Source organism: Enterobacter sp. Taxon_8 (assembly GCF_058354585.1).
Genome location: NZ_CM177989.1, coordinates 2,150,643 through 2,176,384, shown reverse-complemented (window position 1 = coordinate 2,176,384; position 25,742 = coordinate 2,150,643). Strand labels below are relative to the sequence as shown.

Below are 25,742 nucleotides of genomic sequence, written 5' to 3'. Positions count from 1 at the left end.
GGGAGAGGGTCAGGGTGAGGGCAACAGACCGCACCATCGAATACCCACTAGCCAAACCCCTTTTCCCCCGCTACACTCCATTCATCCATTAACCCACTGAATATATAAGGAGGCCAATTATGCTGTATCGTGAAATTTTCAATGTTTCACATACATTTGGCGATCGCACCAGCTCAAGCGTTATCGGTATCGTGCTGCGATAACTTCTGCTTGAGCGAAGACACCAACCCCTGAAATCCCTTCTCTCGGGCTTACTGAGTTATCGTCAGCGATGTTTGACGAGGCATAAACATGCCTGTAACTCTTGGGTAAGCAACAATGAGCACTTTACTCACTGCACAATCTTTACGCGTTGATACGGCGTTTGGCACGCTCTTCGACTCACTCTCCTTTACGCTGAAAAAAGGCGACCGCATTGGTCTGCTGGGCGACAACGGCTGCGGCAAAAGTACGCTGCTGAAGGTGCTGGACGGCACGGACTCCCCTGCGGCCGGAACGGTAGCGTTGGCCGGGCACTGCCTGATGGCGCGGGTGGAGCAACATCTCCCGGACGCTATTTTTCCGCTGACCATGCTGGATGCCGTCCTGGCCCAGTTGCCCTCAACTGAACGGGACAGCCTGCGCTGGAAAGCCGAAACGCTGCTGGCAAGCATGGGCTTCACGCCGCAGGATATGTTGCTGCAATCCTCCACGCTGAGCGGCGGACAGCACACCCGCCTGCTGCTGGCGCGGGCGTTGATTCACGAGCCAGACCTGCTTCTGCTCGATGAACCCAGCAACCACCTTGACCTGCCGACCATGCTCTGGCTGGAACACTTCCTACAGAACTGGTCGGGCAGCTTTGTGCTGGTCTCGCATGACAGACAGCTGCTGGATGCCGTCACCAACGGCAGCTGGATCCTGCGTGATAAAACGCTGCACTACTTTGCCCTTCCCTGCACGGCGGCACGCCAGGCTCTTGACGCCAAAGATGAAAGCGACGCGCAGCGCCACAAGGCGGAGCAAAAGGAGATCGACCGCGTAACCGCCAGCGCCAAACGTCTGGCGACCTGGGGCAAGGTTTACGACAACGAAGACCTGGCCCGCAAAGCCAAACAGATGGAAAAACAGGTCGAACGGCTCAAAGAGAGCCAGACCGCGCTCACGGCGGGCAGCCCGTGGACGCTAATCCTGCGCGGCGACGCGCTGCGGGCGGACCGTCTACTGGAGATGGAAAACCTCGGCGTCCCGCCCGCGCCTGGGCTACCGCCGCTGTTTAACATCGAAACGGCGCGGCTGAAAAGCGGCGATCGCGTGGCGATTGTTGGTCGTAACGGCTGCGGCAAATCGTCACTGATGAAGCTTATCTGGCGACATTTTACGGATGAACCGGCGGAAAGCGGGCTGAAAATCCATCCGCGCGTGTCGCCTGGCTACTACGACCAGACGCTTCATCAGCTTGCAGACAACGCCACGCTTCTCGACGCGCTGGAGCCTTTCGCACCGGATCCGCAGAATCGCAAAATGGCCCTGATAAGCGCCGGGTTCCCGTGGTCCCGCCACGGGCAAAGCGTCAGCACGCTCAGCGGCGGTGAGCGTTCGCGCCTGCTGTTCGTGGGCCTGACGCTTGCCCGCTACAGCCTGCTGATGCTGGATGAGCCAACTAACCACCTCGACATGGAAGGCAAAGAGGCGCTGGCGCAAACCCTTCAGCAGTTTGAAGGCGGCGTTCTGCTGGTCAGCCATGACCGACAGTTAATTAGCCAAAGCTGTAACCGTTTCTGGCTGATTGAAGAGGAAAAGCTGAGCGAGTGGCACGATGCAGAAGCGGTCTTTGAGCGTCTGCGTGAAAGCGCGGGGCTGGTGACATCCACCGCACCAGCTATCACCGCTTCGGCGGTTCAATCCTCGCCGTATGACGATCTGCTCGAACGGCTGGTCGCACTGGAAACGCTGCTGGAAGACGATCTGGCGCGTAAGCCTAAGCATCAAAAGCCGCAGCTGCAGGCTCAATGGCGTAAAGAGATTAAGGAGATAGAAGCACAGCTGTAAGTCTGCGCCCGGCGAGTCTCTCTCGCCGGGCCAGTATTTTCCCCCTAAATTATTAGAGGAACGCCGTATTCTTATTCTGAAAATGGATTAAATAATGACATTATGTTGCCGTTGCCTTGCATTACAGCGCCAAACCACTAATCCTTGAGGAGTATTACACCTGCTATGCAGATACTCATCATGAACAAGGAGATACACATGAAGGCTGCTGTTGTCACTCAGGATCATCAGGTTAATGTCACCGAAAAAACCTTGCGCCCGCTAAAGCACGGGGAAGCTCTGCTGAAGATGGAGTGCTGTGGCGTATGCCATACCGACCTCCACGTGAAGAACGGTGATTTTGGCGATAAAACCGGGGTTATCCTGGGCCATGAAGGGATTGGTATCGTAAAAGAAGTCGGCCCAGGCGTGAAATCGCTGAAAGTCGGCGACCGCGCAAGCGTGGCCTGGTTCTTTGAAGGCTGCGGGCACTGCGAATATTGTAATACCGGCAACGAAACCCTGTGCCGTGACGTGAAAAACGCCGGTTACTCCGTTGACGGCGGCATGGCGGAAGAGTGCATCGTCACCGCGGATTATGCGGTAAAAGTGCCGGACGGTCTGGATTCGGCGGCGGCCAGCAGCATCACCTGCGCCGGGGTCACCACCTACAAAGCGGTGAAGGTGTCCGAAATCAAACCAGGCCAGTGGATTGCGATTTACGGTCTGGGCGGTCTGGGCAACCTCGCGCTGCAGTACGCCAAAAACGTCTTTAACGCCAAAGTCATCGCGCTTGACGTTAACGACGAACAGCTGAAGCTGGCGGCCAGCATGGGTGCGGATCTCACCATCAACTCCCGCAGCGAAGATGCCGCTAAAATTGTGCAGGAGAAAACCGGCGGCGCGCATGCTGCAGTCGTCACCGCCGTCGCAAAAGCGGCCTTCAACTCGGCGGTAGATGCCGTGCGTGCCGGTGGCCGCGTGGTCGCCGTTGGCCTGCCGCCGGAAGCGATGAGCCTGGACATTCCGCGCCTGGTGCTGGACGGTATTCAGGTGGTGGGTTCGCTGGTTGGCACCCGTCAGGATCTGCAGGAAGCGTTCCAGTTCGCCGCTGAAGGCAAGGTCGTGCCGAAAGTCACGATGCGTCCTATCGAGGACATCAACGCCATCTTTAAAGAGATGGAACAGGGCCAGATCCGTGGCCGTATGGTGATTGACCTGCGTTCATAATCACCCACCGTTCAATTACCGCTCCTGACAGGGGCGGTTTTTTTATAGCCATTTTCCGGCAATCCTTATCTTAATTCCTTTGTTCCCTTGTTTTCCCCCGCGCCCGATGATGAATCCGACGCTAACAAGAAGATAACAAAGGAATTCACCATGCAAACCCCATTTCGTCTGCCGCTGCTGACGGCGCTGATTCTGACGACCACCGCAGCGTGGGCAGCAGATGCGCCCGTCAAAGGCGGCACTCTGATTTATCTGGAGCAACAGGCGCATACCAACCTTTACCCGCCTGCCGGCGGCTTCTACCCGAACGGCGGCATTCTGAACCAGATCACCGACAAACTGACGTGGCAGAACCCGAAAACGTTACAGGTGGAGCCCTGGGTAGCCGAAAGCTGGACCACCAACGCCGATAAAACCGAATACACATTTAAGCTGCGTCCCGGCATCACCTTCTCCGACGGCACGCCGCTGGACGCCAACGCCGTAGCGAAGAACTTTGATACCTACGGCTTAGGCAACAAAGCGCAGCGCCTGCCGGTGTCAGAAGTGATCAATAACTACGATCGCAGCGAAGTGGTCGACCCGCTGACCGTGAAGTTCTACTTCAAAAAACCGTCGCCGGGGTTCCTGCAGGGCACCGCCACGATTGGCTCGGGCCTGGTCTCGCTCAGCACGCTGAAGCGCAACTTTGAAGAGCTGGGTGACGCCCGGCATATCATTGGCTCTGGCCCGTTTGTGGTGAAGGACGAGAAGCTGGGTCGCGAAGTGACGCTGGAAGCGCGTAAGGACTACCAGTGGGGACCGAAAAACCTGGCGCAGCAGGGGCCGGCCAATCTGGACGGCATCAAGTTTATCGTGACCCAGGAAGACAGCGTGCGCGTCGGCGCCCTGCTGGCCGGTCAGGCCGACTTTATTCGCCAGGTCCAGGCGTATGACGAAAAGCAGGCGACAGACCAGGGCTATAAAATCTACGCCGCCCCAACGCGCGGGGTGAACGACAGCATCAGCTTCCGCCCGGATAACCCGCTAGTCTCCGATATTCGCGTGCGCCAGGCGCTGCTGCATGCCACCAACGCAAAACAGGTGGTCGAGACCCTCTTCTCGGCCAACTATCCGCAGGCGAAGTCGGTGATTGCCGATTCCGCCGCCGGTTTTGTCGATCTCAGCGACAAATTGACCTTTGACCCGGCAAAAGCCAACCAGCTGCTGGACGAGGCGGGCTGGAAAGCGGGCAGCGACGGGATCCGCGCCAAAGACGGCCAGCGGCTGGCGCTGACGGTGTACGAATCCCTGCCGCAGCCGCAAAACAAAGAGGTGCTGCAGCTGGTTGCCCAGCAGTGGCGACAGGTGGGCGTGGCGCTGAGCGTGAAGGCTGGTGACGCTGGCAGCCGCACGCTGGATAACCTTGATCCGCTGAAAACCCCGTTAACCGTCTCCGAAGTGGGACGCGCCGATCCGGACGTGGTGAAAAGCATGTTCTACCCCGCTAACCGCGACGCGCTGCTGCAAAAAGGCGGCTCCAGCGACAAGGTCAAAAGCTTCCGTGACGACAAGCTGAATGCGCTGCTGGTAAATATCTCCTCAGAGATCGATCCGCAAAAACGCCTGCAGCTGACCGGCGACGCCCAGCGCTACCTGCTGGATAACGCCTACGTCATTCCAATTTTCGAGGAGCCGCAGGTCTTTGCCGGTGCGCCGTGGCTAAAAGGCGTCAATTTTGAAGCGGTCGGCCGCCCGTCGTTCTACGGCGCGTGGATTGAGAAACACTGAGGAGCTGACGATGCGCCACGCACTTCTTCAACGCTTTGGGCACGGGCTGCTGGTACTGTGGGCCGCCTTTACCCTCTCGTTCGTGTTGCTCCAGGTGCTGCCGGGCGACGCGGTGCTGATTAAATTTCAGAACCCGGACCTGGGCTTAAGCCCGGCGCAAATTGAGGAGATGCGAGTGGCCTACGGCGCGGACAGCCCGCTGTGGCAGCAATACGGCCATACGCTGCTGGCGATGCTGCTCGGGGATTTCGGCTATTCGTTACAGGCCGGGGTGCCGGTCAGCGAGCTGATTGCCAGCAATCTGCCGGATACCCTGAGCCTCGCCCTGCCCGCCTTTTTACTCGCGGTTCTGCTGGCGTTTGCGCTGGCCTTTGCGTCGCGTCTGCCGGGTCTGCGCTGGCTGAGCAATACCCTCCAGTCTCTGCCGGTCCTGTTTATCTCCTTACCCACGTTCTGGCTGGGGATTGCCCTCATCCAGCTCTTTTCTTTTCAGCTGCGGCTGATCCCGGTGATTAACCCGACGCCGCTGCAGGGGCTGATCCTGCCGATCGTGACCGTCGCGATCCCGATCTCCGCCCCGCTGGCACAAATCCTGATGCGCAGCCTCGACCAGGTGGCGACGCAGCCGTTTGTTGCCGTAGCCCGGGCCAAAGGGCTGAGTGAAACCGCCGTGCTGTGGCGTCACGTGACCCGCAACGCCCTGCTGCCTGTCCTGAACATTGCCGGGCTGCTGCTGGGCGAGCTGATTGCCGGGGCGCTGATCACCGAAACCGTTTTTGGCCGCAGCGGGCTCGGGCAGCTGACCCAGCAGGCGGTGAATAACCAGGATATTGCCGTACTTCAGGCGGTAGTGATGATTTCCGCCCTCGGTTTTGTCCTGATCAACCTGCTGGTGGACCTGCTTATGCCGCTGCTGGATCCCCGTCTGCAAACTGTTACCGGAGGTGCATCATGAGCCTGGTCGATTACGCTGCCGCCGCGCGAAAACGCGTTCCCGGCTGGCAGGGCGTCGCGTGGCAGCCCGGACTGTGGCTGGCATGGGCGGTAATTATCATTGCGATTTTCGCCGCCGTGGCGCCCGGCCTGTTAACCCACTACAGCCCGATTGAGGGCATCGCCGGAGCGCAACGTCTGGCGCCGCAGGCGGGACACTGGCTCGGCACCGATCAGCTTGGCCGCGATGTTTACACCCGTATTGTGTACGGTGCGTCCCACTCCCTGAGCGCGGCGCTCGCCGCCGTCACGATGGGGCTGGTGGTCGGCACAGGTCTGGGGGTCATCGCCGGAGCGTTCGCCGGACGCGTCGAGTCTTTCCTGATGCGTTTTGTCGACGTGCTGTTGTCCATTCCGTCACTGCTGCTCTCGCTGACGGTTATTATTCTGCTCGGGTTTGGCACCGTTAACGCCGCCATTGCCGTCGGCGTGGCCTCCATTGCCAGCTTCGCCCGCCTCGCGCGCGGTGAAGTGGTGCGCATCCGCCATACGGATTACGTCGAGGCGGCGTTTGGCAGCGGCGGGACGTTCCTGGCGGTGCTGTGGCGACACATCCTGCCCAACGCCTTAACCGCCGTCCTTGCCTTTGCCACGCTGCAGTTTGGTCAGGCTATCCTGGCCCTTTCAACGCTGAGCTTTCTCGGCTACGGCACCCCGCCGCCCGTGCCGGAATGGGGCTTATTGATCGCCGAAGGCCGTAACTATCTCTCTACCGCCTGGTGGTTAACCACCTTCCCCGGCGTGGTCGTCATCGCCGTCGTGCTTGCCACCAACCGTATCAGCCAGCAGTTCAGCGGAGGCCTGAAATGACCGTACTCTCGGTAGAAAACCTGACCATCAGCTACCGTACCGCGCGCCAGTGGCGCGAGGTGGTGCATAACGTCAGCTTTACCCTCAAGCGAGGGGAAATGCTGGCGTTTGTCGGCGAATCCGGATCCGGCAAAACGACCACGGCACAGGCGATCATTGGCCTGCTGGCGGATAACGCCCGTCGCGATGCGGGGAAAATCGTGCTCAACGGCGAGGAGATTAGCCGGTGGTCAGCGAAGCGTCTCGATACCCTGCGCGGGGCGCGAATCAGCCTGGTTCCGCAGGATCCGGGTAATTCACTCAACCCGGTGAAGACGATCGGTGGTCAGGTCGGGGAAATTATTCAGCTGCACCATAAGGTGACTCGCGCCCAACGCGACGAGCTGGTGCTTGCCCTGCTGACAAAGGTCGGCCTGAGCCACCCCGAACAGCGCATGAAGCAGTATCCGCACCAGCTCTCCGGCGGAATGAAACAGCGCGTGTTGATTGCCATCGCGATAGCGCTGCGTCCGGACGTCATCATTGCCGATGAGCCCACCAGCGCGCTGGACGTGACGGTGCAAAAACGCATTCTTGATCTGCTGGATATCCTGCGCCGGGAATCGGGTACTGCCGTTCTGTTTGTCACCCACGATCTGGCGCTGGCCGCTCAGCGCGCGGACAGGCTGCTGGTTTTTCGCCATGGTGAGGTTCAGGAGCACGGCGACACCGCCGACATCGTTCGCACGCCGCAGCACGCCTACACCCGCCAGCTGCTGAGCGATCTCCAGGGCCAGCGCCTGACCATCGCCCCGGTAGCCGGCCTGCCGCTCGCGTCACCGGCCATTCGCGCCCGCGCCATCAGCAAACGGTTCTCGCTGGGCAAAGATCATCAGCTTCAGGCGCTGGACCGGGTGACGTTTGACGTCAGGCGCGGCAGCACCCATGCGCTGGTCGGTGAATCCGGCTCGGGGAAGACCACCCTCGCCCGTATTTTGCTGGGTTTTGAACAGGCCGACAGCGGACAGGTCATTATTGATGACATTGATGCCACCGCCCTCAGCCGCGAGGCCCGTCGTCAGCTGCGCCAGAAGATCCAGTTTGTTTACCAGAACCCGTTCGCCTCTCTCGATCCGCGTCAGACGCTGTTTGACATCATCGAAGAGCCCCTGAAGAACTTTTCCCGCCTCGCGAAGGCTGAGCGAAAGGTGCTAGTGGAAACCGTGGCGCAGCGGGTTGCGCTGCCCGTCGAACTCCTGACCCGCACCGCCAGGGAGCTATCAGGCGGTCAGCGCCAGCGCGTGGCCATCGCCCGGGCGCTGATTCTGGAGCCGACTATTCTGGTGCTGGACGAAGCCACCTCCGCGCTGGACGTCACCGTGCAGGCGCAGATCTTGGCACTGCTTCAGCAGTTACAGCAGCAGCTGGGATTAACCTACCTGTTCATCACGCACGATCTCTCCACCGTTCGCCGGATCGCCCACAGCGTCACGGTGCTGCGCAGCGGTCAGGTGGTCGAACAGGGCGACGTCGAAACCTTATTCACGTCGCCACAGAACGACTATACCCGCGAGCTGATTGCTGCCATTCCCCATTTTTCACCCGCTACGGAGGAGTTCGCATGACGCGAAAACGCCTGGGATTTTTCACCCGCCTGCTTGACGACGCCACGCCGAAGGAGCGCTATCGTCTGGCAACCGAACAGATCCGCCACGCCGAACGCCACGGTTTTGACAGCGCCTGGATTGCTCAGCACCACTTCCATGAGAATGAAGGCGGCCTGCCGTCGCCGCTGCTGTTTCTGGCCCACGTTGCGGCGCATACCGAAACCATTCGGCTGGGTACGGCCATCATTACCCTGCCGATGGAAAACCCGCTGCGTGTGGCGGAAGATGCCGCGGTGCTGGATTTACTCGCCGATGGACGTCTCGAAGTCGGTTTTGGTTCGGGCGGCACGCCGACCTCTTTCCTGCCGTTCGGACTGACTTTTGAACAGCGCGGCGCGGCCTTTGCCGACCATCTACATGTGATCCAGAGCGCCTGGCGCGGGGATTCGCTCACCCATCCGGATAACCACCTTTACCCGCCTGCACCACAGCTGGCTGACCGGATCTGGATTGCCACCTTTTCCGTCGACGGTGCCGTTCGCGCCGCGCGGGCCGGACACGGTTTAATGCTCTCCCGCACGCAGCCGCGCCCGGCAGACCAGTTGGATTTACCGCTCGACGCGATCCAGAACCCGATTGTGGATGCCTACCTTGAGGCGCTGCCCGCGGGCATCGCACCGCGCATTCTTGCCTCACGTACCGCGTTCGTCGCCGACAGCGATGACTATGCGCTGAAGGTTGCGACGCCGGGCCTCACGAAACAGGCAAAGCAGCATCGCGCTGCCGGACACGCGGTTAAAGGTGACACCGTCACAGATTTTCGTCGCCAGTTCGACGCCCACATCGGTTCGCCCGAGACGGTGCTGCGTTCGCTGCAGGCCGATTCCGTTCTCCGGCGCGCCACGGACATCTCATTCCAGGTCCATTCGGTCGAGCCCACCCATCGCGACACGCTGCGCTCTATCGAACTGATCGCCGAACATATTGCCCCCCACATCCTTTGAGGAGACACCTATGTCATTAAGTCACGACATTCTCGCCGAGCTGGCGGAAATTAAACCCGGTTCCCCTCTGGCAGAGGCGCGCGCCACGCGGGACGCCGCCACGAGACACGCGCAGGGCAGCTACGAAATCTTATTTACCCAGCAGGACAGCGATTTTGCGCTGGACGAACGCTTCGCCGTCGCGGCAAAAGTCGCCAGGTGGCACAACGCGGAGGCGCTGGCCGCGCACTATGCGGGGTTTGGCCTGGCGGACCCGACCTCCGACCGTCTGACCCCGGCGCTGAACTTCGCGCGCCTGCTGACCTTCTCCCCCGTCGAAGCCACGCCCGCATCGTTAAAGGCGCTGTCCCAGGCGGGATGGAGCAAAGAAGGTATCGTGACCCTGGCGCAGCTGATCGCCTTTGTCAGCTTCCAGAGCCGACTGATTGCCGGGCTGCGGCTGCTGAACGACAGGCCAGTCGCCACAAGCGATGCCCCGGTGGCGGCAGGCGTCTGGCACACGACCGCAACCACGGCCACCGGCAAGGCGGCTCCCGTCGCCTTCACCCAGCAGGAACTGGGCTGGGAACCGTGGATCGCCGCCAAACCGCTGGCGGATTTTCGTGATGACGAGGTTGCGATCCTGGCGAAGTTTGGCCACACCGATTCCGACTATTTCCGCCTGCTGGGCCGCAACCTGCCGGTGCTTGAACAGCGCACGCTAACGGATAAAGGGATTTTTTATACGCCGGGAGGATTGCCGCGCGCCGAGCGCGAGCTGGCCGCAACGGTCGCCAGTAAAATTAACGGCTGCATCTACTGCGCATCTGTCCATGCGCGGAAAGCCAGCCAGCTGTCAAAGGATGACGCTGCGGTAGAGGCCCTGCTGGCCGTGCGTCCAGGACAATCCCTGAGCGAGGGACAATCTGCGCGCTGGCAGGCGGAGATCAATTTTGCGGCGGCGCTATCGGTTACGCCTCCTGCCGCCACGCCGCTGCACCTTGCCGCGCTTGAAAAAGAGGGGCTGGACACCTTAGCCCAGCTTGACCTGGTGCAGTCCGCCGCGTTCTTCGCCTGGGCGAACCGACTGATGCTGACCCTGGGTGAGCCCTGGCTTGCCTGAATTCGATCAGGCTAGCGCGTGAGCGTTAGCCTGAGCCCGTCTGGCCCGCAGGTAACCGTAGATCAACAGCGCGCTCATGGCCGAGAACGAGAGTATCGCCGCAGGCAGCGTGACGTAGCGCCAGCTAAAGCCGAGGGTAATCATCATCCCACCAAAGTACGCCCCGATCGCGCTGCCGAGATTAAACGCCATCTGCCCTCCGGCCGCCCCCAGCATCTCGCCGCCCTTCGCATTTTGCAGAAGGAGGATCTGCAGCGGCGCAGAGAGCGCGAACAGACCGGCACAGCAGATAAAGCCCATCACCAGCGAGGCCGTTTTCAGTTCACCACAGGCAAAAAGCAGCAGCAGCGAGGCGACAATCACCATGTCGGTGGTGGCCGCAATGCGCAGCGGACTAAAACGCCCCGAGAGCTTGCCGCTCAGCAGATTGCCCAACACCATGCCAAGGCCCATCAGCATCATGATGATCGTCATCATGCCTTCGGAAAAGCCAGAAACGTTGACCATAAACGGCTTAACGAAGCTGAACCACGCGAACACACCGGCGTTACCAAACATGGTGGCGGCAAAAATCAGCCAGGGCTCCGGTTTCTTCAGGAACTGGAACTGTTCGGTCAGTTTAATTTCTGATTTGTCATGAATGTCCGGCACCCAGATCAGCACCGAGAGGATCACCAGCGCATCGAACAGGGCTATCAGGAAAAAGGTATAACGCCAGCTGAACTGGTGCCCGAGCCAGGTCCCCAGCGGAACGCCCATCAGGTTGGCCACGGTCATCCCGGCGATCATCCCGGCCACCGCGACCGTCACCTTCCCCGGCGGCGCAATTTTGGAGAGGATTATCGCCCCGACGCCAAAAATGGCGCCGTGCGGGAAACCGGAAATCAAGCGCCCGGTCGCCAGCCAGAAATATGACGTAGAAAACGTAAACAGAGCGTTCCCAACCGCGCACATGGCAACCAGAAACAGCAGCGTAGTTTTTAAGGAGAACCTGCCTGAGAAAAGCGCCACAATCGGGGCGCCAATCACCACGCCGAAGGCGTAAAACGAGATCATATTCCCGGCGGAGGGAATCGAAATACCGGTGTCATGCGCCAGCTCGGTTAACACGCCCATAATGCCAAATTCGGCCATGCCCAGGCCAAATGTGCCAAGCGCCAGCGAAAATATTGTCTTTTTCATGCCTCAACCACGGGTTAATCACTCGCAGCGGGCATTATTGAATAATCTTGTATGGTGAGCCAGTTCAAATCAGCTGGCTGGCAGGTTAATCCATTAATTCAGGAGTTTTCTCCAACCGCGACACGGGGCAATGGAAAACAAAAAGCCCCGGCAGGCGTCAGGGCTTTAAAGGGTTTAAGGTCTGGTTTTTACGGTGTGCTTTCTGCCGCTGCTTTAGCGCGTGTAATCGCGCCAGCATTGAAAATTGGGTGCTCGTGATTGTTCGTTACGTCACGAACGCGGTAAATTTTCCATGCATCATCTTCACGACGAAGAAATACCTCCAGGTGAATGCTTCTCCCGTTACCCGCCCCTTCAATAACCTGGACTGCTTCACCGTTTAAAAATGGTCTGGCGTTTTCCACTCGTAACGCAGGTATCCATTCACGAGAATAATCTTGGGCATACGTAAAATAGTCAGACTCTATTAACTCTTGTTCAGAGATTTCCTGAATGGTATTAATGCGAACAATCGTATCAGCAGAAACATATTTACGCAGTTCGTCGGCAGGATAAGGCCTGGCTTCATCGCTGCCGAATACGGAAAGATAGGATTTATAAAATGATTCAGTAGCGTCTTGTGCGCTACGTTCTTGATTGGCAGCCGAACTACATCCCACCAGCAACAAAACGAATGATAAAAATATTCTTTTCATCAGTGCATCCTCAGCACATTCACTATGAGAGCACCCCAGAGCGTGTGAAGGAGATAAGAAACCCCAGCGTCTTTATTCCAACTCATTCTTAGTTCCTTTAAGTAAATAAGAATGAAATTATCACATTAACCACATATAGAGCGTGGGATTAAATGTGCTGATTTTATTGCATCTGCATAGGGAAACAGGTGCTAAGCACCTTCGTTAATACCTCTGTATCTGCTTAAAAAAGTGTCGTGACATTAATTACCTAAAAACAATACGCATAATATCAGGTGGATTACACTTCATAGTGCGGCCTCGCTTTTTCCGCACCGGACAACCTGAGGATGACAATTATGGGAAGTAAAAAGAAAGCCCCCGTCGCTGTTGATGTCGTATCGAATGCACCGCTTAAGACCAAAGAGTATGAAAAAGAGCTCCGCCGCCTGCACGTCGAACTGGTTAAGCTCCAGCAGTGGGTCGTCGCCAAAGGGTTAAAAGTGTGTATTGTTTTTGAAGGACGCGATGGTGCAGGCAAAGGCGGCACCATTAAAGCGATCACCGAGCGCGTCAGCCCGCGCGTGTTTCGCGTTGTTGCGCTCCCTGCCCCGACGGAAAAGGAAAAAAGCCAGCTCTACTTCCAGCGCTATGTGCCCCACCTGCCTTCGGCTGGCGAAATCGTGATCTTCGATCGCAGCTGGTATAACCGCGCGGGCGTGGAACGGGTGATGGGGTTCTGCACGGAGGAACAGGCGGAGAAATTTTTGGACGGCGCGCCGGTTATGGAAAAAGCGATGGTCGATGCCGGAATTATCCTGCTGAAGTACTGGCTGGAGGTGACGCCGAAAGAGCAGGAGCGGCGCCTGCGCGACCGTATTAACGATGGTCGTAAAATCTGGAAGCTATCACCGATGGATATTAAATCCTTTAACCTGTGGGATGAGTATACCCTTGCGCGCGACGCCATGTTTGAAGCCACCGATACCGCCTGGGCGCCGTGGTTTGTGGCGCGTTCAGAGGATAAAAAACGCGTGCGCCTGAATATTATTTCGCATCTGCTTTCGCAGATACCGTATAAAGAAATTCACGTCGACAAGGTGGATTTACCGAAGCGCAAAATCGGCAAAGTCAAACCCACAAAATACCCGTTCCGCTATGTGGAAGAGCGGTTCTGATTTAAAAGAATAGGCCCGTGCAAGCGCAGCGCCGCCGGGCAGAGCCGACGGCGCAGGTCTTACTTCAATCCTTCCGTGCTTTCCTGTTTCGCTTCCAGCCGTTCCACATCACGATACCAGCGCGGATGGTGTTTCTGCGCCCAGCGGCGGCTCACCTTCCCTTCAATCATCCCTTTGATTGACCCTTTTACCCAGAACGCCATATACATGTGGATCAGGATGGCATGAATCAGAATGATGGCCGACGTGGCGTGGATCAGCAGCGCGTAGCGAATCACCTGTATCGGGAAATAGTGCGCAAAATACGGTCGCCAGATGATTACCCCGGTCACCAGCAGCACAAAAATCATGCTCATGATGGTCCAGAACATCATCTTTTGCCCGGCATTGTATTTCCCCACCTTCGCGACTTTGTGCTCGTTGCCCTTCAGGACTTCGACGATCCCTTTCACCCACGGGATATCCTGCTTGTCCGGGATGTTATGGTGGACGAAGCGCACGAACATAAACATCAGCACCACGAAAATCAGCACGCCGAAGAACGGGTGCAGAATGCGCCCCATCTGCGGCGTACCGAAGGTTTCGGTCAGCCACTGCAGGGTCGGGAAGAAAAATGAAATCCCCGACACCGCCACCAGGAAGAAGCAGATAACTACCGTCCAGTGACAGGCGCGGTCGACAAACTTTGTGCGCACTATCATTTTCGACTTACTCATGGTGTTCCTCCTCGTCCTCGTCCACCTCTTTGTTTGGTCCGATACCGATGTAGTGATAAATCAGCCCAGCGAAGGTGGCGATAAAGCCCGCCGCGGATAGAGGCTTTAGCGCCCCTTTCCAGAGGTTAATGGAGGTATCGATCGCCGGATCCTTCGGCAGGTTGTGGTACAGCTCGGGCTGGTCGCTATGGTGCAGCACATACATCACGTGCGTACCGCCCACGCCCTGCGGGTTGTAAACGCCCGCATTCTGGTAACCTCGTGCTTTCAGCTTGTCGACCCGCGCCTGCGCCACGTCCAGCATCTCTTTTTTGGTGCCGAAGTGGATTGCCCCGGTCGGACAGGTCTTCACGCAGGCAGGCTCCTGCCCGACGCTGACGCGGTCCACGCACAGGGTACATTTGTATACCCGGTTATCCTCTTTATTGAGTCGCGGGACATTAAACGGACAGCCCGCGATGCAGTACCCGCAGCCGATGCAGTTGTCCTGCTGGAAATCGACTATCCCGTTGGCGTACTGAATAATCGCGCCGGCAGACGGGCACGCCTTCAGGCAGCCCGGATCTTCACAGTGCATGCAGCCGTCTTTGCGGATGAGCCACTCCAGCCTGCCGTTCTGGTCGGTTTCGCTAAAACGCATCACCGTCCAGGATTTGGCGCTCAGATCCGCCGGATTATCGTAGACCCCAACGCAGTGCCCCACCTCGTCGCGGATGTCGTTCCACTCCGAGCACGCCACCTGGCAGGCCTTACAGCCCACGCAGGAGGAGACGTCGATAAGCTTGGCGACCTCTGCCTTGTAGTCCCGCGCGCGGGGCGCGGGCGTTATCGGGTTAGTCGCGGAGCGTTTGATAACGTCTTGTGTTTCCATCGCCATTGAATCGCTCCTTACGCTTTCTCGATGTTGACCAGAAACGCCTTGTACTCCGGCGTTTGCGAGTTGGAATCCCCGACGTTTGGCGTGAGGGTATTGGCGATGTAGCCTTTCTGCGCCCCCCCTTCAAAGCCCCAGTGCAGCGGGATACCGACGGTTTCCACCTGCTGGCCGTGCACGTTCAGCGACTGCAGGCGGCGGGTGACCACCGCCACCGCGCGGATAAAGCCGCGCTTGCTGCTCACCTTCACGCGATCGCCGTTGGCAATGCCTTTCGCCTTCGCCAGCGTCTCGCTTATCTCCACAAACTGTTCCGGCTGCGCGATGGCGTTAAGCCGCGCGTGCTTGGTCCAGGTATGGAAATGCTCGGTCAGGCGGTAGGTCGTTCCCACGTACGGGAATTTGTCCTTTTTGCCCAGGCGCAGGACGTCGTCTTCGTAGATACGCACCACCGGGCTGGAGACCACGTTCGGGTGCAGCGGGTTTGTCCCCAGCGGCGTTTCCATCGGCTCGTAATGCTCCGGGAACGGCCCTTCCGCCAGCTTGTTTAGAGCAAACAGACGTCCCAGCCCTTCCGGCTGCATAATAAACGGCCCGGTGCTGCTGCCCGGTGCGGCGGTGCTGTAGTCCGGGATATCGTTCCCCGTCCATTTCGCCCCGTTCCACTGGATCAGCATGCGTTTCGGATCCCACGGCTTACCGTTCACGTCGGCAGATGCGCGGTTGTAGAGCACGCGACGGTTCAGCGGCCACGCCCATGCCCAGCCCAGGGTGTTGCCCAGCCCGGACGGGTCGGCGTTGTCGCGGTTGGCCATCTGGTTGCCCTGCTCCGTCCAGCTGCCGGTGTAGATCCAGCACGACGATGCCGTGGTGCCGTCATCGCGCAGCAGCGCAAAGCTGTTCAGCAGCTGGCCCTTTTTCGCCACCAGGTTGCCGCTCGGGTCATACAGATCCGCCAGCGCCACGCCGTTGTTCTCTTTGGCGACTTCCTCTGACTCAGGACGATCCGGCTGCTTGTAGCTCCAGCTCATCTTCAGCAGCGGCTCCGCGCCTTTACCGCCTTCGGTGCGGTACATCTCGCGCAGGCGGTGGTAAATCCCGGCGAGGATCTCGCCGTCGTTACGCGCTTCGCCCGGTGCGTCCTGGCCTTTCCAGTGCCACTGCAGCCAGCGGCCGGAGTTGGCAATGGAGCCGTCCTCTTCCGCAAAGCAGGTGGACGGCAGGCGGAACACTTCGGTCTGAATCGACGCCGGATCGACATCGTTTGATTCCCCGTGGTTCTGCCAGAAGGTGGAGGTCTCGGTCACCAGCGGATCGATAACGACCATGTACTTCAGCTTGCTCAGGCTGCGAACGACTTTGTTTTTGTCCGGGAAAGAGGCTACCGGGTTGAAGCCCTGGCAGATATACCCCGTGACGTCGCCCTTATCCATCATGTTGAAATACTTGATGACGTCATAAGCCTGATCCCACTTCGGCAGCCACTCAAAGCCCCAGTCGTTCTCTTTCTGCGCCGCATCGCCGTAGAAGGATTTCATCAGGCTGACGTAGAACTTCGGATAGTTGCTCCAGTAGTTCACCTGGTCCGGCAGCGTCGCTTTTGGCGTATTGGCCTCAAGATACGTTTGCAGATCCGTCTGCTTTTCAGACGGCAGCGTCAGGTAGCCCGGCAGGCTGGTCGAGAGCAGGCCGAGGTCGGTTAAGCCCTGAATATTGGAGTGACCGCGAAGCGCGTTCACGCCGCCACCGGCCATCCCCATATTGCCGAGCAGCAGCTGGATCATCGCCATGGTGCGGATGTTCTGCGCGCCCACGGTGTGCTGCGTCCAGCCCAGCGCGTACAGGAACGTGGTGGTTCTGTCGGCGGCGCTGGTGGAAGCCAGCACTTCACACACCTTCAGGAAGTCCGCTTTCGGCGTGCCGCAGATGTTTTCCACGACGTCCGGCGTATAGCGGGAGACGTGCTGCTTCAGCAGGTTCCACACGCAGCGCGGATGCGTCAGGGTGTCATCGCGCATCGCATAGCCGTTTTCATCGAACTGATAGTTCCAGGACGTTTTATCGTACTCACGTTTTTCGGCGTCATAGCCGCTAAACAGCCCGCCATCGAAGGCAAAATCATCCCGCACCAGCAGGTTCGCGTTGGTGTAGTGCTTAACGTATTCCGCGTTGATTTTGTTGTTTTCGATCAGGTACAGCAGCACGCCGGACAGGAACGTAATGTCCGTACCGGAGCGGATCGGCGCATAGATATCGGCCACCGATGCCGTACGCGTAAAGCGCGGATCGACGACGATAAGCGTCGCATCGTTGTTGTTTTTCGCTTCCATCGCCCAGCGGAACCCCACCGGATGGGCTTCAGCGGCGTTACCGCCCATCACCACCACGACATTCGCGTTTTTGATATCAACCCAGTGGTTGGTCATCGCACCGCGACCAAATGTTGGAGCAAGACTTGCTACCGTTGGTCCGTGTCAGACGCGCGCCTGGTTGTCTACCGCCAGCATGCCGAGAGAGCGCACAAACTTTTGCGTCAGCATGCCGGTTTCATTACTGGCCGCAGAGGCACACAGCATCCCGGTGGAAAGCCAGCGGTTGACCGTTACGCCCTGCGCGTTCTTTTCAATAAAGTTGGCATCGCGGTCGGCTTTCATTAACGCTGCTATACGGGAGAAGGCCTCATCCCAGGAGATACGCTGCCATTTATCAGAACCCGGCGCGCGGTATTCCGGGTAGCGCAGGCGGTTTTCGCTGTGAACGTAGTCCAGCAGCCCCGCCCCTTTCGGGCATAACGCCCCGCGGCTCACCGGATGATCCGGATCCCCTTCAATGTGGTAAATCGCTTCTCTGGCGTTCTTCGCGCCATCGCCCAGGCTATACATTAAAAGCCCACAACCCACGGAGCAGTATGTGCAGGTGTTACGGATCTCTTTAGCGCGCAGCAGCTTATAGTTGCGTGCCTGAGCCAGCGCCATTTTGGGGGCAAATCCCAGCATGGCTGCCGTTGTTCCGGCCATACCGCCCGCGCAGATTTTAAAAAATTGTCTGCGGCTGACGTCCATTGTTGTCCTCGTTATCTGAAAACATTTCGCGCCGCAAACTAACAGCAAAGCCCCTGATTTTTTTGCGTCAAATCAAGGTCCTCTGCCTTCCCCCCCTTAATAGTCACCCCCGGAACATTTCATTACCCCTTTTTGATTAACGGTTTAAGAGAATAATTCACGACAGCGACAGGCGTAATACGATACATTTTTCCTTTGATTTTTATTGCGATGACCAAGTAATGGACAGAAAGAGAGCAACGCTTATTGGGCTGGCGGCGATATTGTTATGGAGCACCATGGTCGGCCTTATTCGCAGCGTGAGTGAGGGGCTTGGGCCGGTAGGCGGTGCGGCGATGATCTACACCCTCAGCGGATTACTGTGTCTGGTGACGGTAGGATTTCCTGATATCAGGCGGTTTTCACTCCGCTATCTTATTGCCGGCAGCGTTTTATTTGTCAGCTACGAAATATGTCTGGCGCTGTCGCTGGGCTATGCCGCAACGCGCGCTCAGGCGATTGAAGTGGGTATGGTGAATTACCTTTGGCCAAGCCTGACGATCGTATTTGCGATTTTGTTCAACGGGCAAAAGTCTACCCTGTGGGTGCTCCCCGGCCTGGTCATTTCGCTGCTGGGCGTCTGCTGGGTATTGGGCGGCGAAGAAGGATTACACCTTGAGGAAATAACCCGCAATGTCGTTTCCAGCCCTCTGAGCTACGCGCTGGCGTTTGCCGGGGCCTTTATCTGGGCCGCCTATTGCACCGTCACCAGCAAATTTGCGAAAGGACAAAACGGTATTACCCTGTTTGTTTTGCTGACCGCGCTAAGCCTGTGGGTGAAATATTTTCTGAGCGATCAGCCCGAGATGGTGTTCACGCTTCCGGTGGTGGTGAAGCTCGTCATGTGCGGGATCGCGCTTGGGTTTGGTTACGCCGCATGGAATATTGGCATTCTGCACGGGAACGTCACGGTTCTGGCTGCCGTATCCTATTTTACCCCCGTGCTCTCTGCCGCGCTTGCCGCCGCGGTGCTAAGCTCTCCCCTTTCATTCTCGTTCTGGCAAGGGGCGCTGATGGTCTGCGCCGGGTCGTTGCTCTGCTGGTACGCAACAAGACAATAGCGCCTCTCCAACGGCCGGGTTAATTTCAACCCGGCAACATAATTAACATAAATTTAAAATGTGATCGCACCTCAGAATATTTATCATAATAATAGAGCGTCTGTTTAAGTTCGGTTTATATTGAGCGCCTTCTGTAAAGCCACCTGAAGCGAGTTGACGTAAACTGACAACCCAGTGAAATTAGTCAGTGATAAATATTAACGCTCTGGATAGCATTACCTGCAATAATTCAGCCCTGGCAGCTTTAATGAAATATACGAAATAGACGTTGAAAAATTAAATCAACCCATTGTTTTTAAAGAGAAGCAGGCGATACCCCCCTGCCAAACCATCGGAAATTGCGAAATTTAACGCAATAGACTAAAACCATCAGAAATTATCTTAAAAGCAATAATCCCACTGACTAAATAACCATTAATCGTATAAATTCCGGCCATATTGTTTGAATAACCGCCTTCTCGCACGATCGAGATCACACTAATTGAAATTATCTCTAATATTTTGAAACTTATTATTGAAATAAGACTACGAGATTCTTAAAAATAGCATGCCATTGACGAACAGCCTCGTTTAGAAATCGTTCACAGTGGTTCAGGAAATACTGAAAAAAAATTATAAGGAATATTTAAGATGAAACTTAAATTAGTTGCAGTGGCAGTCACTTCCATGCTGGCAGCAGGCGTTGTTAACGCTGCCGAAATTTACAACAAAGACGGTAACAAGCTGGATCTGTACGGTAAAGTAACAGGTCTGCACTATTTCTCTGATGACGCTGGCGCAGATGGCGATAAAACCTACATGCGTATCGGCTTCAAGGGCGAAACCCAGGTTAACGATCGGCTGTCCGGCTACGGCCAGTGGGAATACCAGATCCAGGGTAACAAAGACGAAGGCGACAACCAGTCCTGGACCCGTGTGGCGTTTGCAGGTCTGAAGTTCGCGGAAGCAGGCTCCTTTGATTACGGTCGTAACTACGGCGTAATTTACGACGTGACTTCCTGGACCGACGTTCTGCCAGAATTCGGCGGTGACACCTACGGTGCCGACAACTTCCTGCAGTCTCGTGCAAACGGCGTTGCGACCTACCGTAACCAGGACTTCTTTGGTCTGGTTGACGGCCTGAACTTTGCTCTGCAGTACCAGGGCAAAAACGGCAGCGTAAGCGGTGAAAACACCAGCGGCCGCAGCCTGCTGAACCAGAACGGCGACGGTTACGGCGCGTCCCTGACTTACGATCTGGGTGAAGGCTTCAGCGTGGGTGGCGCAATGTCCTCTTCACGTCGTACCGCTGACCAGAATGCGGCTGGCGTATACGGTGAAGGCGACCGCGCGGAAGTGTACAGCGGTGGCGTGAAATACGACGCGAACAACATTTACCTTGCGGCGCAGTACTCTCAGACCTATAACGCAACCCGCTTCGGTACCTCTAACAACAAGCGTACCGACATTTACGGCTTTGCAAACAAGGCGCAAAACTTCGAAGTTGTGGCTCAGTATCAGTTCGACTTTGGCCTGCGTCCATCCATTGCTTACCTGCAGTCCAAAGGTAAAGACATCGAAAACTTCGGCGACCAGGATCTGGTTAAATACATCGATGTTGGCACGACCTACTATTTTAACAAAAACATGTCCACCTACGTGGATTACAAAATCAACCTGCTCGACGACAACCAGTTCACTCGCCAGGCAGGCATCGGTACCGACAACATCGTTGCGCTGGGTCTGACCTACCAGTTCTAAATCTTGTCTGTACAAAAGCCAGCTGCACAAGCTGGCTTTTTTTATCTCCCTCTTTTACCCGCCAGACGACTCCCCACCCGCCGCCCGACGCAGCCAGTTTTGCAGCAGCTTGCCGTCTTCAGTCATCTCTGAGTCAGTACGCACGCAGAGGTAATAGTCGCGCCCGTCATCAATCGGCAGGTCAAATATCTTCACCAGTTCGCCGCTCTCAAGATAAGGCGCAATCAGCGGCTCACGCATTAACGCACACCCCAGACCAGCCTGAACGCCCGCCAGCGTCAGCAGACCATCCTCAAACATCGGACCGCTGCGGCGCACGGGGCGCTTCACCCCCTGTTGTACAAACCACTGCGCCCATGTGCTGCGCTCCTCATCGTGCAGCAGCGGCATTTGCAGCAGTTGCTCGGGCGTGTCGATATGGCCGTGAATGCGCAAAAACGCGCGGCTGCACACCGGGACCATCTGACCGGAAATCAGCTTTTCGCTTTGATAGCCCGCCCACTGCCCGTTGCCAAAACGAATCGACATATCCGACGCGTCGCTCAGATAGTTACGATGGTTGGCATACACCACGTTGATCTCCGTTTGCGGATTGGCGCGCATAAACGCAGGCAAACGTGGGATAAACCACCCCATACCAAAAAGTGGGATCAGGCTGATGGTGACCTGACGCGTTTGCGCCTGCTCCGCCAGGTGCTCCGTCGCCTGGCGCAGCACGTTAAACGCCGCGCGGATAGAGCGGTAATATTCCCGCCCGTGCTGGCTCAGCACCAGCCTGCGCCCCTGACGCTCCGTGAGCGGCATTTGCAGATACCCTTCAAGCACCCTGAGCTGATGGCTAACGGCCGACGGAGAGATGTCTAGCTCCTGCGCGGCCAGCGTGACGCTGCCCAGCCGGGCGATGGCCTCGAACGCACGTACGGCCCGAAGCGGCGGATCGTTTGCCAGTCGGCTTTCTGCATACGCCGCCAGGCTCGCCAATTGTTCTGTTTTATTCATATGTTGATTTCTTTAGGCTTTTCACTCAAAAGCAGGCATTAACTATTTTCTTATAATTCATAAAGATAAAACAATATTTATTTATCATAAGAAATAATAGATGCGTATTTTACAATTTAATTCATTTATTGGATGGTAGCCGCAGAACGAGCACTTTGCGGGTACGGACGTTGGATACACTCATACAACAACTGATCAACGGTGTGATGCTGGGCAGCATCTACGCGCTGATCGCGCTGGGCTATACCATGGTGTATGGCATCTTGCGCATTATTAACTTTGCTCACGGCGATATTCTGATGGTCGGTGCGCTCACCACGCTCTCCGCCATAAACGCCCTGAATACCACCTTTCCACACATGCCGCTGCTGTTGCAGCTTGGCGTTGCCCTGGTGATTGCCATGGCCGTTTGCGCCCTGCTGGCAATAGCCGTGGAGCGCTTTGCCTACCGTCGACTGCGCAGCGCACCGCGCCTGGCACCGCTGATCTCGGGTATCGGCGTCTCCGTCCTGCTGCAAACCGTGGCGATGATTATCTGGACGCGCAACCCGCTGATGTTCCCGCAGATCCTGCCGATGGACCCTATCGCCGTCACGTCCGGCAGCGGAGCGCACCCGCCCGCCATCGTGACCGTTACCGGTATTGTCACCGTGGCGCTGGCGTTGGCGGTGATGACCGGGCTGTGGCTGCTGGTCGAATACACCCGTCTGGGGCGCGGCATGCGCGCCGTGGCGGAAAACCCGCGCGTGGCCACGCTGATGGGGGTTAACCCAAACGCCATTATTACCCTGACGTTTGCCATTGGCGGCGTGTTCGCCGCGCTGGCAGGCGTAATGATGGCGAGCAACTACGGCAACGCCAGCTTCTCGATGGGCTTTTTGCCCGGGATCAAGGCCTTTACCGCCGCCGTGCTGGGGGGCATTGGCAACATTCGTGGCGCCATGATCGGCGGGATACTGCTCGGCATTATCGAAGCGCTGGGCGCGGGCTACCTGGGTGAACTGACCCACGGCGTATTTGGCAGCAACTATCAGGATGTCTTTGCCTTTATGGTGCTGATCCTGGTGCTGGTCTTCCGTCCGGCTGGCCTGATGGGCGAGCGCGTGGCGCAAAGGGCGTAAGGAATACCATGACAACACTTCAACTCCAGACTCCGGCGACGACGCGCAAATTCTGGTCAGGCATGAGCCTGTTCTGCCTCGCGCTGCTGGTGGCGCCCGTGGTGGCCACGCAGCTTGGCGGCAACTACTGGGTGCGCGTTATCGACTTCGCCCTGCTCTACATCATGCTGGCTCTGGGGCTCAATATTGTGGTGGGCTATACCGGCCTGCTGGACATGGGCTTTATCGCCTTTTACGCGGTTGGCGCCTACCTGGCTGCGCTGATGGCCTCCCCACACCTGCTGGAGGTGTTTCCTGTTCTCGGCGTCTGGTTCCCGGACGGGCTGCACACCTCGTATCTGCTCATTATTCCGCTGGCTGCGCTCGTCGCTGCAGTCTGCGGGATTTTACTGGGAGCGCCCACGCTGAAGCTACGCGGAGACTACCTGGCGATAGTGACCCTTGGCTTCGGCGAAATTATCCGCATCCTGATGCGCAACCTCGACCGTCCTGTGAACATCACCAACGGCGCAAAGGGCATAACCGGAGTGGATACGCTGAACCTGTTCGGCCTGAAGTTTAGCGGCGTCTACCACTGGTTTGGTTTCAAAGTACCCGCCCTGTGGCTGTGGTACTACCTGCTGATGCTGGTGATTGTGGCGATTATTTTTGTCTGCCTGCGCCTGCAGCATTCCCGTATTGGTCGCGCCTGGCACGCTATCCGCGAGGATGAAGATGTGGCCCGCGCGATGGGCATCAACGTGCGTAACTATAAGCTGCTCGCCTTTGCGATGGGGGCCTCCTTTGGCGGCGTAGCGGGTGCGCTTTTCGGCGCGTTTCAGGGATTTGTCTCGCCGGAATCCTTCACGTTACAGGAATCCATTGCCGTACTGGCGATGGTGGTGCTGGGCGGTATGGGGCACATTCCGGGGGTGATCCTCGGCGCGGTACTGCTTACCGCCCTGCCGGAACTGCTGCGCAGCCAGGCAGCGCCGGTTCAGCAGGCGCTGTTCGGTACGGTGCTGATTGACCCAGAAGTGCTGCGTCAGCTGTTTTACGGTCTGGCACTGGTGCTGGTGATGCTGGTGCGCCCGTCCGGGATCTGGCCGGTACGCCACAAGGAGGCGAAAGCATGAGCCTGTTAACCGTACGCAACATGACAAAACGCTTCGGCGGCCTTACCGCCGTGGATGACGTTTCCATTACCGTGAACAAGGGCGAGATCTACGGCCTGATTGGTCCTAACGGGGCGGGGAAAACCACCTGTTTTAACCTGATCACCGGGCTTTATCCGGCGGACAGCGGCGAATTCTCCATTGCCGATAAGCCCTATTTTCCAAAGCACATTGAGAAAGTCACCGCCGCCGGGATCGCCCGCACGTTTCAGAACGTCAGGCTGTTTAACGAGATGTCGGTGCTGGAAAACGTGATGGTGGGCCGCCACGTGCGCACCCGTAACGGTCTGTGGGCCGCGCTGAGCCGCCACAAACGCGCTCGCGAGGAAGAAAAGCAGACCCGCGAACTGGCCTGGCACTGGCTGGAGTACACCGGCATTGCGCATTTCGCCCACTCTCGCGCCTGCGATCTGGCCTATGGTCATCAGCGTCGCCTTGAGATCGCCCGCGCGCTGGCAACGGATCCGCTCCTGCTGGCGCTGGACGAGCCCGCCGCCGGGATGAACGCGGCGGAAAAAGTGGCGCTCGGCGAACTGCTCATCCGCATCCGCGATGACGGCAAAACCCTGCTGATGATTGAACATGACGTCAAGCTGGTGATGGGCATCTGCGATCGCCTGACGGTGCTTGATTACGGCAAAACGCTCGTCAGCGGCACGCCGGAAAGCGTGCGGCGCGACCCGGCTGTAATCGCCGCCTGGCTTGGAGGTCACGCTCATGTCTGAATTGCTGAAGGTGGAACGTCTGGACGTGCATTACGGCGGCATTCAGGCCGTACGCGATGTCTCCTTTACCCTGCGCGAGGGCGAGCAGGCTACGCTGATCGGCGCGAACGGCGCGGGGAAAAGCTCCACCGTGCGCGCCATTACCGGGCTGGAAAGCTTTAGCGGCAGTATTGAATTCAGCGGTAAAGCGGTGCGTAAACAGAGCCCGGAGGCCCTGCTTCGCGACGGACTGGTGATGGTCCCGGAGGGCCGCGGGATCTTCTCCCGCATGACGGTACTGGAAAACCTGCAGATGGGCGCCTGGCTCAGGCGTGACACTGTCACCGTTAAGCGTGAAATGAACGAGGTGTTCGAGCGCTTCCCGCGCCTGGGTGAACGCCAGCATCAGCTTGCCGGGCTGCTTTCCGGCGGCGAACAACAGCTGCTGGCCCTTAACCGCGCCCTGCTCAGCCGCCCGCGCCTGCTGATCCTCGACGAACCGTCGATGGGCCTTGCCCCGAAGATGGTCGAGAACATTTTTGCCGTCATCGCCGGGCTGCGCGAGCGCGGCGTCGCCCTGCTGCTTATTGAACAAAACGCCCGTCTCGCGCTGGAAGTCACCGACAGCGCGTGGGTGATGGACAGCGGCAGCATTGTTCATCATGGCGAATCGACAGCGCTGCTTAACGATGACCAGATTGCACAGATTTATTTGGGCGAAATGCCCGTTTAA

At 57.7% G+C, this 25,742-nt stretch carries 21 protein-coding genes; 15 read left to right on the top strand and 6 right to left on the bottom strand.

What is annotated here, in order from left to right; translation table 11 throughout:
- Positions 1-318 precede the first annotated feature (318 nt).
- The 8 genes from AC4IBF_RS10275 to AC4IBF_RS10240 all read left to right on the top strand — a co-directional run bounded on the left by AC4IBF_RS10275 (position 319) and on the right by AC4IBF_RS10240 (position 10,505).
- Positions 319-2,031 carry an ABC-F family ATP-binding cassette domain-containing protein gene (locus tag AC4IBF_RS10275; RefSeq protein WP_491463292.1) on the top strand — a complete coding sequence of 571 codons (1,713 nt, stop codon included), beginning with the start codon at positions 319-321 and terminating at the stop codon, positions 2,029-2,031.
- 198 nt (positions 2,032-2,229) lie between these two features.
- A complete protein-coding gene (gene adhP, locus AC4IBF_RS10270) occupies positions 2,230-3,240 on the top strand; it encodes an alcohol dehydrogenase AdhP (RefSeq protein WP_115875167.1) in 1,011 nt (336 codons plus the stop codon).
- Between the two features lie 150 nt (positions 3,241-3,390).
- Positions 3,391-5,010, top strand: coding sequence for a TIGR04028 family ABC transporter substrate-binding protein (locus tag AC4IBF_RS10265; RefSeq protein ID WP_491463291.1), 1,620 nt, complete (start codon positions 3,391-3,393; stop codon positions 5,008-5,010).
- A gap of 10 nt (positions 5,011-5,020) precedes the next feature.
- On the top strand, positions 5,021-5,965 hold the full coding sequence (locus AC4IBF_RS10260; protein ID WP_133294479.1) for an ABC transporter permease: 945 nt from the start codon (positions 5,021-5,023) through the stop codon (positions 5,963-5,965).
- On the top strand, positions 5,962-6,813 hold the full coding sequence (locus AC4IBF_RS10255; RefSeq protein WP_115875177.1) for an ABC transporter permease: 852 nt from the start codon (positions 5,962-5,964) through the stop codon (positions 6,811-6,813). The genes AC4IBF_RS10260 and AC4IBF_RS10255 overlap by 4 nt, the downstream gene beginning before the upstream one ends.
- Positions 6,810-8,417 carry an ABC transporter ATP-binding protein gene (locus tag AC4IBF_RS10250; RefSeq protein ID WP_325849262.1) on the top strand — a complete coding sequence of 536 codons (1,608 nt, stop codon included), beginning with the start codon at positions 6,810-6,812 and terminating at the stop codon, positions 8,415-8,417. Before AC4IBF_RS10255 ends, AC4IBF_RS10250 begins: the two co-directional genes overlap by 4 nt.
- A complete protein-coding gene (locus AC4IBF_RS10245; RefSeq protein ID WP_133294481.1) occupies positions 8,414-9,403 on the top strand; it encodes a putative FMN-dependent luciferase-like monooxygenase in 990 nt (329 codons plus the stop codon). The genes AC4IBF_RS10250 and AC4IBF_RS10245 overlap by 4 nt, the downstream gene beginning before the upstream one ends.
- A gap of 10 nt (positions 9,404-9,413) precedes the next feature.
- Positions 9,414-10,505, top strand: a complete 1,092-nt coding sequence (locus AC4IBF_RS10240; protein WP_274239449.1) for an alkylhydroperoxidase domain protein — start codon at positions 9,414-9,416, stop codon at positions 10,503-10,505.
- 6 nt (positions 10,506-10,511) lie between these two features.
- On the opposite strand, the gene araJ is transcribed toward AC4IBF_RS10240, so the two are convergent.
- A complete protein-coding gene (araJ, locus tag AC4IBF_RS10235; protein ID WP_133294483.1) occupies positions 10,512-11,687 on the bottom strand; it encodes an MFS transporter AraJ in 1,176 nt (391 codons plus the stop codon).
- A gap of 188 nt (positions 11,688-11,875) precedes the next feature.
- Positions 11,876-12,382 carry a YqhG/Tai3 family protein gene (locus tag AC4IBF_RS10230; protein WP_136194916.1) on the bottom strand — a complete coding sequence of 169 codons (507 nt, stop codon included), beginning with the start codon at positions 12,380-12,382 and terminating at the stop codon, positions 11,876-11,878.
- 338 nt (positions 12,383-12,720) lie between these two features.
- On the opposite strand from AC4IBF_RS10230, the gene ppk2 reads away from it, so the two are divergent.
- Positions 12,721-13,539, top strand: a complete 819-nt coding sequence (gene ppk2, locus AC4IBF_RS10225) for a polyphosphate kinase 2 (RefSeq protein ID WP_111963626.1) — start codon at positions 12,721-12,723, stop codon at positions 13,537-13,539.
- A 59-nt stretch (positions 13,540-13,598) separates the two neighbouring features.
- On the opposite strand, the gene fdnI is transcribed toward ppk2, so the two are convergent.
- Genes fdnI through fdnG form a run of 3 tightly spaced genes read right to left on the bottom strand, consistent with a single transcriptional unit; the run spans position 13,599 to position 18,191 of the window.
- Positions 13,599-14,255 (bottom strand): formate dehydrogenase-N subunit gamma, encoded by a 657-nt coding sequence (gene fdnI, locus AC4IBF_RS10220; RefSeq protein WP_136194917.1) that lies wholly within the window; start codon positions 14,253-14,255, stop codon positions 13,599-13,601.
- Positions 14,248-15,132, bottom strand: a complete 885-nt coding sequence (gene fdxH, locus AC4IBF_RS10215) for a formate dehydrogenase subunit beta (RefSeq protein WP_136194918.1) — start codon at positions 15,130-15,132, stop codon at positions 14,248-14,250. The genes fdnI and fdxH overlap by 8 nt, the downstream gene beginning before the upstream one ends.
- Before the next feature lie 11 nt (positions 15,133-15,143).
- Complete coding sequence (gene fdnG, locus AC4IBF_RS10210) at positions 15,144-18,191, bottom strand: formate dehydrogenase-N subunit alpha (protein WP_491463290.1); 3,048 nt, start codon at positions 18,189-18,191, stop codon at positions 15,144-15,146.
- A gap of 221 nt (positions 18,192-18,412) precedes the next feature.
- On the opposite strand from fdnG, the gene yddG reads away from it, so the two are divergent.
- Complete coding sequence (yddG, locus tag AC4IBF_RS10205; RefSeq protein ID WP_111963630.1) at positions 18,413-19,291, top strand: aromatic amino acid DMT transporter YddG; 879 nt, start codon at positions 18,413-18,415, stop codon at positions 19,289-19,291.
- Between the two features lie 630 nt (positions 19,292-19,921).
- A complete protein-coding gene (locus AC4IBF_RS10200; protein WP_133294490.1) occupies positions 19,922-21,031 on the top strand; it encodes a porin OmpC in 1,110 nt (369 codons plus the stop codon).
- Between the two features lie 54 nt (positions 21,032-21,085).
- Here AC4IBF_RS10200 and AC4IBF_RS10195 read toward each other — a convergent pair whose 3' ends face one another.
- On the bottom strand, positions 21,086-22,030 hold the full coding sequence (locus tag AC4IBF_RS10195) for a LysR substrate-binding domain-containing protein (protein ID WP_143345165.1): 945 nt from the start codon (positions 22,028-22,030) through the stop codon (positions 21,086-21,088).
- A gap of 170 nt (positions 22,031-22,200) precedes the next feature.
- Here AC4IBF_RS10195 and AC4IBF_RS10190 point away from each other — a divergent pair, with 170 nt between their 5' ends.
- The 4 genes from AC4IBF_RS10190 to AC4IBF_RS10175 are packed head-to-tail and all read left to right on the top strand — an operon-like array spanning position 22,201 to position 25,742.
- On the top strand, positions 22,201-23,151 hold the full coding sequence (locus AC4IBF_RS10190) for a branched-chain amino acid ABC transporter permease (RefSeq protein ID WP_133294491.1): 951 nt from the start codon (positions 22,201-22,203) through the stop codon (positions 23,149-23,151).
- Positions 23,152-23,159: 8 nt separating this feature from the next.
- Positions 23,160-24,266 (top strand): branched-chain amino acid ABC transporter permease, encoded by a 1,107-nt coding sequence (locus AC4IBF_RS10185; protein ID WP_115875203.1) that lies wholly within the window; start codon positions 23,160-23,162, stop codon positions 24,264-24,266.
- Complete coding sequence (locus AC4IBF_RS10180) at positions 24,263-25,030, top strand: ABC transporter ATP-binding protein (protein WP_136194921.1); 768 nt, start codon at positions 24,263-24,265, stop codon at positions 25,028-25,030. The genes AC4IBF_RS10185 and AC4IBF_RS10180 overlap by 4 nt, the downstream gene beginning before the upstream one ends.
- Positions 25,023-25,742 (top strand): ABC transporter ATP-binding protein, encoded by a 720-nt coding sequence (locus tag AC4IBF_RS10175; protein WP_133294494.1) that lies wholly within the window; start codon positions 25,023-25,025, stop codon positions 25,740-25,742. The genes AC4IBF_RS10180 and AC4IBF_RS10175 overlap by 8 nt, the downstream gene beginning before the upstream one ends.